The organism is Rhizocola hellebori (assembly GCF_016862955.1).
GTDB classification, from domain to species: domain Bacteria; phylum Actinomycetota; class Actinomycetes; order Mycobacteriales; family Micromonosporaceae; genus Rhizocola; species Rhizocola hellebori.
Window position 1 is genome coordinate 259897 of the sequence record NZ_BONY01000001.1, and the last position, 11804, is coordinate 271700.

Consider the following 11804-nt stretch of genomic DNA (forward strand, 5'->3'; position numbering starts at 1 on the left):
GTTCATGATGATGAGGCGGCTGGCCGCTGTCCTGCTGTCCGGTTTGGTCGCCACGACGTGGTGGGCGGCTCCGGTTTCCGCCGACAACTCCCTCGGGGTCGGAAACCCCGGCCAGAGTTCGATTTACGTGCTCGTGCCATCGGCGATCAACGTCACCACCTTCTCCGGGTCGGGGCCGGCTGTCGGGCCCGACCTGCGCCTGGATCTGTCCGGCCTGAGCTCCGCGATTACGGTTCTCCCCGAGGGGACCGGATGCGACCGGTCGGGCCAGGTGGTCGCCTGCAGCCAGCTGACCCAGGTGAGAATCGAGGTCGCACCGGGAACAGGGCCGGGGCAGGCCGGGAAAATCGTGGTGCGCAACGAGTCCTCCAGCGCCTCGATCACCGTGGATGTCCTGACGGGTGCCCAATCGACGCTCGTCGGCGACAACGTGACGGTGACCGGGCGCATCGGCGACGTCGTCTCTATTCCGCTGTCGGTGCACAATCAGGGGCCGAACACCCTCTATCGCGGCGGGTTCAACGGTTTCTCCTATGAGGACAACACCCACTTGGTCTCCATGGACGGCTGCCGTCCCGGCCCGCCGGAGTGCTATCGCGACAACTTCCGTGCGGGCACCTCCCTCGACCTCACCCTGCACGTGCGCATCGACGGCTGCACCTTGCCAGGAGCCAGCGGCGGGTACGGATTGTTCGGCACTCCGGTCGGCAAGTTCACCATGGGCCGGTTCAAGATCAAGGTAACCGGATGTCCGGGCAGCGGAACGTCGGGTGGTGGCACCTCGGGCGGATCGACGCAATCCAATCCAGTGACGGCCACATCCGTTACGCCCGAAGCTGTTCCGCCGGCCAGCCCCACCGCGGAGCCGTCCACAACGGTCACCGCTTCGCCCACCGACGGCGCACTCGCGGCACCGCTCGAGCCTGCGGCCACCGACCGGCCGCTGTCCAGCACATGGCCGCTGCTCGCCACGGGCGCAGCCATCGTCCTGATCGGCGCGGGCCTGTTCGGCGCGTTGGCCTACCGGCGCAGGTCGAAACCGGCCGCCCCAGCCGCAGAGTCCTGAGCCGTCACGAAAACTGTCAGGGTCTCGAGGGTGAACGTGTCCACGCCGCTGCTGTGGTTGTGCGGCCCGTCCGGAGTGGGCAAGTCGACGGTGGGCTGGGAGATCTTCCGCCAGCTCACCGAGGCCGGGTCGGCCGCCGCCTATGTGGACGCCGACCAGCTGGGTTTGTGCTACCCCGCGCCTGCCGACGACCCTTACAACCACCTGGTCAAAGCCCGCAACCTGGCCGCGGTGTGGGCGGCGGTCCGGGCTCGCGGCGTCGACGCCGTGATCCTGTCCGGCGGCATCGAGTCCGCGGATCAGATCGGCGTCTACACCGACCACCTCGCGGATGCCGCGCCGCAGCTGCCTCCGGTCGGCTGAGCACCGCCAACCCGCCCGGCGCACGGTGGTGACCGCTTACCGATCGATGAGCGGCTTGCTCTCCCCGCAACGCCGGTCGCTTCGATATCTTCGTCGAAGCAGTGTTGGATAGGTCAATATCGATCTCCCGGGCCCGGCACGCGATCACCGGATTGCCATGCGCCCACCCGGGAAGGGACCCGCGATGATGACGCCTCGTCTGCGACCACTCACCCGCCATGCATCGATTGCCGTTTGCCTTGCGGTATCGGTGGTGGCGGTGCTCACCCCAGCTTCACCCGCCGCTGCCGCGCCCGGTGACGGCTCCCCCGGCGACACCAACATCTCCTACCTCGGCCGGTGGGACAAGACCTCCAGCACCTTCTACGCCTCGAACTGGGCGGGCGCCTATCTGCGTACCGGTTTCACCGGGACGACGGTGCGGATTCGCCAGCGCAACAGCGTCGAGTTCTGGGCGAGCATCGACAACCGGCCCTTCGTCAAGTTCACCGGCGTCAGCGGCACCGTCAACCTGACGCCCACCCCGCTGGCTGCGGGCAACCACACGCTGGTGGTCAACTACCGGCAGCGCGCCGGGTCCTACAACGGTGACGCCGTCTTCGGTGGCCTGGTGCTCGACGCCGGGGCGACCACCTTGGCGTTGCCGGTGCGGCCCAAGGTGCTGGAGTTTGTGGGCGACTCGATCACGGCCGGCACGCTGAGCTCAAACCTGGCGCTCACCGACTACGGCTGGCTCACCGGCGAGCGGCTGGGCACCGAGCACACCCAGATCGCCATCGGCGGCGCATGCCTGGTCGCGGCCGCGGATGGGTGTTGGGGCATGGAGCAACGATATTTCAAAATCGACGCCGCCTCTTCGGCCAATTGGGATTTCAGCCGGTACCAAGCGAATGTGGTCGTGATAAATCTCGGCACCAACGACGTGGGCCACAGCGTGACCGGGGCGCAGTTCCAGAGCTCCTACACCGCCTTCCTGCGCAACATCCGTGCGCGGTATCCCGTGGCCACGATCCTGGCGCTGAAAACCTTCCGCGGAAGGTACATCACCGAAACCCAGAACGCGGTGACAGCGGTCAACAATGCGGGCGACCGCAACGTGTTCTTCGTCAACACCGACGGCTGGCTGACCGCTGACGGCCTGGCCGATGCGGTGCACCCCAACGACCTTGGCCACCAGCAGATCACCAATCGGCTGGCCCCCATCATCGCCGGCTACCTGAGCCCCTCCGGCAGGTACGAGGCGGAAGCGGCCACCTGCGACGGCACCATCGACTCCAATCACACGGGCTTCTCAGGCAGCGGATTCTGTAACGGCACCAACGCGATCGGCGCCGCGGTGCAGTTCTCGGCGAGCGTGGCGAGCGCCGGCTCCACCACGATCGCGGTCCGCTTCGCCAACGCGACCGCGGCGGTAAGGCCGGCCGACCTCATCGTCAACGGGGTGAGGGTGCAGGCGGTGTCGTTCGAGGCGACCGCGACGTGGACGGCGTGGACCACCAAAACGCTGACGATACAGGTGAACGCGGGCGTGAACACGATCCGGTTCAGCCCGACCACGGCCGGTGGACTGCCCAATATCGACTATCTCGACGTGACACCCCGGTAAGTGCCTAAGCGCGAGGGAGGAAGACCATGAAGCTGAGATCTGCTCTGATCGCGGGCGCATGCGCGCTTGCCGCCGTTCCGGTGGTGTTGCTGGCCGTCACCGCGCAGGCGGCGACGACCCGATATGAGGCCGAGCTTTCCCCGGCCACCTGCGACGGCACCATCGACTCCAACCATGCCGGCTTCTCGGGCAGCGGTTTCTGCAACGCCACCAACGCGATTGGCGCGGCCGCCCAATTCACGGTCAGCGCCGCCATGGCCGGCACGGCGACCATCGGGATCAGGTATGCCAACGGCACCACCACCGCACGCCCCGCCGACGTGATGGTCAACGGCGTGACGGTGCAGTCGTCTCCGTTCGACGGCACCGGAGCGTGGACCACCTGGGTCACCAGGACGGTCACCATTTCGGTGCGATCGGGCGCCAATGTGGTCAGGCTCAGCCCGACCACGGCCGGCGGTCTGCCCAATGTGGACTTCCTCGATTACAGCGACAGCCCAAGCCCCACTCCTTGCGCCCCACCGTCTCCCAGCCCCTCCCCGTCCGCACCGGCGCGGATCACGGTGTGGCTGGCGGGCGACTCGACGATGGCGAACCCTTCCAGCGGAACGGTGTGCCCGGTCGGCTGGGGCAACCAGTTCGCGCAGTTCTTCAACGCCAACGTGACCGTGCGAAACAGCGCGGTCGGCGGGCGCAGCATCCAGACCTGGCTCTACGACCCCAACGTCACCACCGCCATGAACGCCTCCGGTGAATGCGTCATCAGTCCGGTCACCTTCTCCACGCGGTGGCAGGCGATGCTCGACTCCACCTCCGGCATGAAGGCCGGCGACTATCTGTTCATCCAGTTCGGCATCAACGACGGTTCCACCACCTGCAACCGGCACGTCGGTTCGGCCCGCTACCGGGAGCTGCTCGGTGTCATGGCGCAGGCCGCGAAGGCCCGCGGCGCGCGCCCGATATTCCTGACCCCGGCCGCCGCGATCACGTGCTCCGGCAATGTGGCCGTGGGCAACCGGGGCTTCCTCACCGAGACCACCACTGCGGCAAGCGCCAACCAGGTCCCCGTCATCGATCTGCACCGGCTGAGCTACACGCTTTACACCAGCCTCGGCCTGTGCCCGAACAACGGCGATTTCAACTCCGGTGCGGTGGGCGCCTTCTTCTGCCAGGACCACACCCACTTCGAAACGGCCGGTGCCCGGCAGATCGCCGGTGTGGTGGCAAGAGCGTTGCGCGATCAGCAGATTCCCCTCGCGGCCTACCTCATCGCTTAGGTTAGCCGGACTCATCTAGCGCGGGCAGCGCCCCTGCTCCCAGACTCTCTGCGCGCATTGCCATATGCGCGCAGAGAGAACTGGACAGGAGGAGTTGTGCGTGCCAAGACGTTCGGCTTGATCCTCACCATCACCGGGGTGCTGGCGGCGCAGGCGGCATTGTCGCCCGCGCAGGCGAGCCCGGCCCCCGCACGGTCACCGGCCCGATCGCAGCGGGCCGTGGTGCCGCTGAGCGCCGACCTGACCATCATCCGGGTCACCGGCGACGCCGCCGGGCTCCACGATCAGCTTGAGACACAACGGTTCTACCGTGACAGCCGCGGTCGCACCCGGACAGAGTCGGGCACGGTCGTCACCATCAGCGACCCCGCGACCGGAACGATCACCTTGGACACCAAGGCGGGCACCTTCACCGAGCAGGCCCGCCAGCCGCAGGCCGCCGGGCCACGGACGGCGCAGCCCAAGCAAAGCGGCACAGCCGATCGGCGGTTGTCCTCGCCACCCCGGAAACTGGGCGAGGCCGTGGTGGAAGGGGTACCCACCCAGGGCAGCGCCTACACGCTGACCATCCCCCCAGCGGCGACCGGGCGGCGATCAGCAAAGAGGTCACGCTCTGGCATTCGGTGCAGCTGCAACTGCCGGTGAAGCTGAGCATGGTGGAGGCTTCCGGCGCGGGCTACTCGCAGACGTACACCAATATCAAAGCGGACGTCGAGCAGCCTGACGCGTTGTTCAAGGTTCCTGACGGCTACCACACCGCCATGCCGCCGCGAGGCACCGACGGAGACATGAGCACTGCCTTCTATCCCTGCGCCTGGGCGGTCAACAGCCCACTGGTGATCAACAGCGTCGGCACGTACTTTGCCTCCGACGCCGTCACCGCTTACACCACGGTCGGCGGAGGATCGGGTTTCCCGCCCCTGCCCAATTTCCCGTGCATCTTCATCCAGGACTATCCACAGTTCGAGTACCCGTTGTTCGGCTACCCGCTGACGCCGCTGCCCAACTATCTGCAGGACGTCTGGGTGGTCGAAGACACCGGCGGGTTTGTACCGTGGATCCCCTACGTGGCGTTCGGTTATATCGAATTCACCACCAGACCCATCCACCTGTACGAAACCACGCGTTTCGTCGGCGAGGTTGTGCTGATCATCAATTGACGCTACGAATCACCCCAAGAGGAGGTGACACATGAAGATCACAGTGTGGAAGCGGACGTTGGTCACCAACGAGGTTGGCGGCGGCTCCGGCTCCGGCAGTGGTTCGAGCACAGGCCGCGACGACACCGCCAAGCAAGGCACCGCAGCCGCGAGCACCACCCCCGCACCGGTTTCCCCGATGTCAGAAAACTGAGCGTGGTGGAGCCCGAACTGTCCGCCTACTACACGTTGAGCGGCATGGTCGTCCGCCAGCCCGGAGCCATCCGGGTCGAATGCCTCGAAGGAAACCTCGAAGCGGCGGACGACGATGACGAGCTGATCGAGCGCATCGCCACCGTGCTCGGCGCGCTCAACGCCACGGCGACCCTTGCCCAGGTCCTTGACCGGCAAGGGTTGCCTTTTGCCGCGATCCGGCCGATCCTGGCCGAGCTGCTCGAAATCGGGGCGCTGCATGATGTTCGGAGCGCATGGACCTATTTCCATCATTTGTCGGGCAATCCATGGATCGTCCCGGCCCCGATGAGCGCGCCGGAAGCCTATGCGATCGACCGCTGGGCGCCCGCGAACGCCGTGCTGCCAACCCCGGCCGGGCCGTCGTCCCCGGTGACCGACGCCGCGCTGGCCCGCCGTTCCGCGCACCTGGCCGACCACCAGCGGGTGAGTCCACAACAGAGCATGGAACATGCCTTGTGTTTGGCGGCCGCCACCTATCGGCTGGGCCCAAACGGCCGCAGGCCGTTGGCGTCGGGCGGAGCGATGTGGCCGCTTCAGCTCTGGGTCGTCGGCGGGCCCGGCGACGACTTGGACATGCTGGCCATCGACCACGACCGGGACAGCATCGCCCAGGTCCGCAAGGTGGCCCGCGACGAGTGGCGCGAGCTGTTCCTCCCCCACCCCGAGGTGCACCAGGCGCTGCAAAGGGGTGCGGCCACCATCGTGATAGCCGCCGACCCGACCCGCACCTGCGGAAAGTACGGCAATCGCGGCTGGCGCTACGCCCTGATGGAGGCCGGCGCGGCAGCCCATCATCTCGGATTGCTCGCCGCCGAAGCACAGATCGCGGCGCGGACCATCGGCGGCTTCTACGACGCACCGCTGTCCGCCATGCTCGGCGGCCCGCTCCTTGCCCTGCTGACGATGCTGGTGATCGCATGAGGACGACCGCACATGCTGGCCGATGACGTGCTCGTGGTGGCGGGGCCGGAAGGTTTCCTGCTGCACACGGTCTCCGACACCATCAAAGTGGATTTGGATCGGCCCGGCGACCCCGAGCTGATCGCGGCCGCCGCCAGAGGTGGGCCTGCTGGCCTTCTCCAAGCCGGTCTCATCGCCGCGGAAGAGTCGGAAGAGCTGCGGCGCCTTCTTGCCGCGCGCGGCATCGAGCAACACGCGGCGGCGTCCGGCGGCCTGCCCGAGGCGGTGCTTCCCCTGGCCCGCGTCGCCTCGGACTACGGGCAATCGGCGGTGGTTCCCCGTGGAGTCCTGGTGGTCACGTCGCTGGAGGCCCTTTGGCTTCCGCCCGAGACCGATCTGCCCAGACGCAAATGGGCCCTGCGGATGTTCATTTCCCGCCAGCCTGACCAGACCCGGCTGGCCGCCTACGGCGCTCTCGCTGCGGGGCGGGTTGACCTTTCAGTGGCAGGCGATTTTCCGGGTACCAAGCCAATGCGCTCAGTCCGGCAACAGGTCGCCTCCTCCGACGAGATCAGCACCTGGTCCCTGCTGGCCGATCCGCCCGAGCAAACGGGAAGCCTGCGCGACTTTCCCGCAAAGCTCGACGACGCCAACGGCCGGTTGTCCATCGCCCAGGCCAAAAACGTCGACGAGTGGCGGCTGGACGACGGCGAGACCATCTACTGCGTGACCGGTCAAGGCGCCCAGCCCAATCTGGCCGCGACCCGTCCCTTCGCGCAGATGTCCTTCGTCAGCGGCTGTATCGGCGCGGACGGCGATCTCGCGTTGGCGCGTAAGAAGTGCATCGTCGAGGGCATCGAGCGATTCTGTATGGGAGATCTGCCACCTAACGCCCTACACCGGGCCTGCGCCGCCGAGCTGGCGCAGGAGTGGCTCGATCCGCACGACATCATCTCCTATCATCCGGCGCATCGGGCTCGGCTCGGCCTGCTGGAGTTCGATCCGCACCGCCCGGAATGGTGGGTCGTGGGCCAGCGCGCCGGCCGGCCGCTGTGGGTGCCCGCCGCCCTGGTCTTCTCACCCTTTCCGCATCTTCCGGGGTGGCTGCACGACGGCTATGCCTCCTCCAACGCGGCCGCCGCCCACGTCGACCCGGATCAGGCTGTCCTGCGCGCATGGCTGGAGGGGGTGGAACGCGATGCCTTTCAGCGCGCGCGGTCCACCGAGGATCCGCCGCCAAGACTTGACCTGTCCACCCTGCCACCGCGGTTACGGGCGCTGACCCGCTTCGTGCGAGGGCAGGCAGAGCTGACCCTCATCGTGTTGAGCGGAGCGGAGTCGATCCCGGTCTTCGTGGCGATGGCGGTGGGCGAAAACGGTCTCGCGCTTGGGATGTGCGCGGCGGCGGACAGGGTGACCGGCGCACGTAAGGCCCTTTTCGAGGCCTGCGCCGAGCTGAGGTTCCCGTTCACCCACGAGCCGCTGCCGGAGGAGGTGGAGAATCCGCTCGACCACGGCGCGCTCTACCGCGATCCCGAAAATGTCGAGCGTCTTCGGTGGCTAAGGTCCGGTCCGGTCATCGGCTGGCAGCAGGTCGCGATGCCATCGGTGCAACCGCCCGCACGCGTGGTGACCTACGTCTTCCCGTCACCGGCGCAGCCGGGTCTGACCGTGGTCAAGGCCCTCGATCCCGAGCTGAGCCCGATGACCTTCGGCTACGACACCGATCCCACCGGCCACACCGGCTTCGCGCAGGGCTACCTGAGCCGGGGGATCGACTTCTCGACGCCGCTGTTCCCCCACCCGTTCGCGTAGACCGGGGACATCGGCGACGCCGGCTCCTAGACTGGCGGCCATGACATCGTTGCGCGCACTGTTCATCGGGGGCACCGGCACCATCAGCTCGGCCTGCGTGCAACGGGCGGTCGAGGCGGGCTTCGACGTGACGATCCTCAATCGTGGCGTGGGCACCTCCTGGTCGCCGCACAGCGCGGCGAAGGTGCTGACCGCCGATATCCGCGACGTGCAAGCTGTTCGCGAGGTGCTGGGCCGGCAGACCTTCGACGTGGTGGCCGACTTCATCGCGTTCCTGCCCGAACACGTCCGCGCCGACATCGAGCTGTTCACCGGCATTACCGGCCAATACCTTTTCATCAGTTCGGCCTCGGCGTACCAGACGCCGCCCGCGCGACTGCCCATTGTGGAGTCCACCCCGCTGCGCAACCCGCAGTGGCAGTATTCGCGCGACAAAATCGCCTGCGAGGACGAGCTGGTGCGGGCTTATCGGGAGACTGGCTTTCCGATGACGATCGTGCGGCCCTCGCACACCTACGCCCGCACCTCGGTTCCGCTGATCGGCGACCGGACAGCGCTGCAGCGGATGCGCAACGGCCTGCCAGTCATCGTGCATGGCGACGGCACCTCACTGTGGACGCTGACCCATCACCATGACTTCGCCGTCGCCTTCACCGGTCTGCTCGCCAATCCCCAGGCGATCGGGGACAGCTTCCACATCACCAGCGACGAGGTGCTCAGCTGGAACCAGGTCTACACGATGCTGGCCACGGCGCTGGGCGTGCAGCCGCGGCTGGTGCACGTGCCGTCGCACGTGATCGCGCAGGAACTGCCGCATTTCGGTCCCGGTCTGCTGGGCGACAAGGCACATTCGATGGTCTTCGACAACAGCAAGATCAAAGCGGTCGTGCCCGGCTTCTGCGCCACGATCCCCTTCGCTCGCGGCGCACGCGAGATCGCCGAGTGGAACGCCGCCCAGCCCGACGGCTTTGGCCTCGACGAAGACCTCAGCGCAGCCTTCGATGCGCTGGCCGAGCGGTTCGGCGACCCCGCTCAGTAGCGGAATTGACGATAGGCTCTGCGCTGTGACTGATTCGCCAACCGCCGCGAGCAGCGCCGGGCCTCCCAGCACGGCGGTGGTGCAGGGGGTGCTGGCCGAGGCGGCCGAGGTGCTGATCATCGAGGCGTCCGGCTACGAGCTCGATCGCGCCGATGCTGCCCGCGTGGTGGTGTCCGGAGATCAGCTCACCGAGCTGGCGACGTTACTGGCCGTGGTGGACGGCGGCACAGGAGACCGCTGCCGGTGCTTGGGCTCGCCCACGTTGCTGGTGATGGACGCCTCCGGCCGCGAACTGGCCCGGTGGACCCTGCACCACCAGACCCACCTCGGCGGCGTGGGCAGCTGTGACGCGCAGCTTCGCGACGGCCCCGCCCTGACCGACTGGCTCGCCGGCCTTGGCCTGACCAGGTCGCGTGAGGTCCAGCTCATGCTGGCCCGCCAGGCGGCTCAGGGCGAAAGGCGGCGCGAGCAATGGGTCAAGGCCGCGCCCGCGGCGCTGACTCAAGCCGCGCAGGCGGCGTCGCTGTGGGAAACCGACGCGGAGGAGACGCTGGCCGGCCTGGTGGCGCAGCTCTACCCCGATCCCCGCGAGCGCATCCACACCCTGCTCGCGTGGGCCGGCTTTCCGCCGCGCCACACCACCACCGACGGCACACCGTGGTACGAGCTCGCGCCGCAGCGCCTGCTGCTGGCCGAGCCGGCCGAGGCGATCCTTGCCGCGCTGACGTCGGCAACGCTGACCGCCGAACAGCTCGACGGCGCGGCCGAGCTGTTCACCAGCCTCGAGTGGACCAGCTCCGCGCCCGCCGACCTCCCGCAACCCTTGCGGTCCTTGCTCATCGAGCACGTCACCACGACGGGGACAGGGCCGATGAAGTTCCGGATGCGCCACGGCTACGGCGCATCGTGATCGCTACGCGCCGCGGACGCGGCGAATGGTGTCCCTGTACCAGATAGCGCTCTGCTTGGGAATGCGCCGCTGGGTTTCGTAGTCGACCCGGACCAGACCGAAACGCTTGTCGTAGCCGTATGCCCATTCGAAGTTGTCCAAAAGGGACCAGGCGAAGTAGCCGCGGATGTCCGCGCCCGCTTCCCGCGCCTCGGCCACCGCGGCGATGTGCGAAGCCAGGTATTCGACTCGGTCGTCGTCGCGGACGAAGCCGTCGGCGTCGGCCTTGTCGGCGAAGGCCGCCCCGTTCTCGGTGATGACGATCGGCGTTCCGGGATAGTCACGGCCGATGCGCACCAACAGGTCCCGGAAGTCGTCGGGCATGATCTCCCAGCCGAGCGCGGTCTGCGGCAGGCCGTAGGGCAGCCCGCGATTCACCGGGTTCCCGGCGGCATCACGGGTGGCTCCGTCCTCGTCGACGCCGGATGCCCGCAGGCTGAAGTAGTAGTTCACACCGAGGGTGTCCAGCGGCGCGTTGATGATTTCGAGGTCGCCCTCCTGCACGGGGAGGAACACGTTGCGCGCGGCCAGATCCGCGACCACGTCCTCGGGATAGCGCCCGTGCATCAGCGGGTCCAGATACAGCCGCACCCCCAGGCCGTCCGCGCGGCGGGCCGCTTCCCGGTCGGCCGGCGCGTCGGTGGCCGGGTTGGAAGTGCTCAGGTTCAAGGTGATCGCCAGGTCCAGCGGCCCGGAAGCCGCAGCCCGCAGCCGCTGGGCGGCCAGCCCATGTCCGAGCAGCAGATGGTGTACGGCATGGATGCCGGCCGCGAAGTCACGCCGCCCCGGCGCTTGCACTCCCTCGACATAGCCCAGCATCGCCGAACACCACGGCTCGTTGAGCGTGGTCCAGTTGACCACCCGGTCGCCCAAGCGCTCATAGACGAGCTGTGCGTAGTCGGCGAACCGGTAGGCGGTGTCACGCTGGGGCCAGCCGCCGGCGTCCTCCAGCTCCTGGGGCAGGTCCCAGTGGTACAGCGTGGCCCACGGGGTGATGCCCTGTGCCAGCAGCTCGTCGACGAGCCGGTCGTAGAAGGCCAGCCCGGCCGGGTTGGCCGGGCCTCGTCCGCCGGGCTGGACCCGCGGCCACGCCACCGAAAAGCGGTAGGTGTCGATGCTCAGATCGCGGATCAGGGCGACGTCTTCGGGCATGCGGTGATAGTGGTCGCAGGCGATGTCGCCGTTTTCGGCGTTGTCGACCGCTCCCGGTACCCGGCAAAAAGTGTCCCAGATCGACGGCGTGCGACCGTCCTCGGTGACGGCGCCCTCGATCTGATAGGCGGAGGTGGCCACTCCCCAGCGAAAGCCGGGCGGCAGGCGGTCGATGAGTTCGTCGTGGCGGTCAAGCGCTGTGGTGGTTCTGGCAGTGATGTTCACGGTTCTCCTGCTTCAGGC

General features: G+C 67.8%; 12 protein-coding genes. 11 read left to right on the forward strand and 1 reads right to left on the reverse strand.

All coding sequences use genetic code 11. The features are described from left to right. Positions 1-4 precede the first annotated feature (4 nt). The 11 genes from Rhe02_RS01145 (at position 5) to Rhe02_RS01195 (ending at position 10370) form a co-directional block, all read left to right on the forward strand. On the forward strand, positions 5-1066 hold the full coding sequence (locus Rhe02_RS01145) for a hypothetical protein (protein WP_203906090.1): 1062 nt from the start codon (positions 5-7) through the stop codon (positions 1064-1066). A gap of 30 nt (positions 1067-1096) precedes the next feature. After that, complete coding sequence (locus tag Rhe02_RS01150; RefSeq protein ID WP_203906091.1) at positions 1097-1429, forward strand: nucleoside/nucleotide kinase family protein; 333 nt, start codon at positions 1097-1099, stop codon at positions 1427-1429. 259 nt (positions 1430-1688) lie between these two features. Beyond that, entirely contained in the window at positions 1689-3035 is a 1347-nt protein-coding gene (locus Rhe02_RS01155) for a GDSL-type esterase/lipase family protein (protein ID WP_203906092.1), read from the forward strand. A gap of 26 nt (positions 3036-3061) precedes the next feature. Beyond that, positions 3062-4312, forward strand: coding sequence for an SGNH/GDSL hydrolase family protein (locus tag Rhe02_RS01160; RefSeq protein WP_239123166.1), 1251 nt, complete (start codon positions 3062-3064; stop codon positions 4310-4312). Between the two features lie 96 nt (positions 4313-4408). Further along, positions 4409-4957 carry a hypothetical protein gene (locus Rhe02_RS01165; protein ID WP_203906093.1) on the forward strand — a complete coding sequence of 183 codons (549 nt, stop codon included), beginning with the start codon at positions 4409-4411 and terminating at the stop codon, positions 4955-4957. Further along, positions 4936-5472 (forward strand): hypothetical protein, encoded by a 537-nt coding sequence (locus Rhe02_RS01170; RefSeq protein ID WP_203906094.1) that lies wholly within the window; start codon positions 4936-4938, stop codon positions 5470-5472. Before Rhe02_RS01165 ends, Rhe02_RS01170 begins: the two co-directional genes overlap by 22 nt. 31 nt (positions 5473-5503) lie before the next feature. After that, the gene (locus tag Rhe02_RS01175; RefSeq protein WP_203906095.1) at positions 5504-5665 is read left to right on the forward strand and encodes a hypothetical protein; all 162 of its coding nucleotides are present in this window, start codon (positions 5504-5506) and stop codon (positions 5663-5665) included. A 2-nt stretch (positions 5666-5667) separates the two neighbouring features. After that, the gene (locus Rhe02_RS01180) at positions 5668-6627 is read left to right on the forward strand and encodes a nitroreductase family protein (protein WP_203906096.1); all 960 of its coding nucleotides are present in this window, start codon (positions 5668-5670) and stop codon (positions 6625-6627) included. Between the two features lie 12 nt (positions 6628-6639). Continuing rightward, complete coding sequence (locus Rhe02_RS01185) at positions 6640-8421, forward strand: YcaO-like family protein (protein ID WP_203906097.1); 1782 nt, start codon at positions 6640-6642, stop codon at positions 8419-8421. A gap of 40 nt (positions 8422-8461) precedes the next feature. After that, a complete protein-coding gene (locus Rhe02_RS01190) occupies positions 8462-9460 on the forward strand; it encodes an NAD-dependent epimerase/dehydratase family protein (RefSeq protein ID WP_203906098.1) in 999 nt (332 codons plus the stop codon). Positions 9461-9485: 25 nt separating this feature from the next. Continuing rightward, complete coding sequence (locus tag Rhe02_RS01195; RefSeq protein ID WP_203906099.1) at positions 9486-10370, forward strand: hypothetical protein; 885 nt, start codon at positions 9486-9488, stop codon at positions 10368-10370. 3 nt (positions 10371-10373) lie between these two features. Here Rhe02_RS01195 and Rhe02_RS01200 read toward each other — a convergent pair whose 3' ends face one another. Further along, a complete protein-coding gene (locus Rhe02_RS01200; protein ID WP_203906249.1) occupies positions 10374-11780 on the reverse strand; it encodes a GH1 family beta-glucosidase in 1407 nt (468 codons plus the stop codon). Between the last annotated feature and the right edge of the window lie 24 nt (positions 11781-11804).

Bases quoted from the DNA above. Each gene is read 5' to 3' on its own strand.
- Rhe02_RS01145 (WP_203906090.1), top strand. From the start codon at position 5: ATGATGATGAGGCGGCTGGCCGCTGTCCTGCTGTCCGGTTTGGTCGCC.
- Rhe02_RS01160 (WP_239123166.1), top strand. From the start codon at position 3,062: ATGAAGCTGAGATCTGCTCTGATCGCGGGCGCATGCGCGCTTGCCGCC.
- Rhe02_RS01175 (WP_203906095.1), top strand. From the start codon at position 5,504: ATGAAGATCACAGTGTGGAAGCGGACGTTGGTCACCAACGAGGTTGGC.
- Rhe02_RS01185 (WP_203906097.1), top strand. From the start codon at position 6,640: ATGCTGGCCGATGACGTGCTCGTGGTGGCGGGGCCGGAAGGTTTCCTG.
- Rhe02_RS01190 (WP_203906098.1), top strand. From the start codon at position 8,462: ATGACATCGTTGCGCGCACTGTTCATCGGGGGCACCGGCACCATCAGC.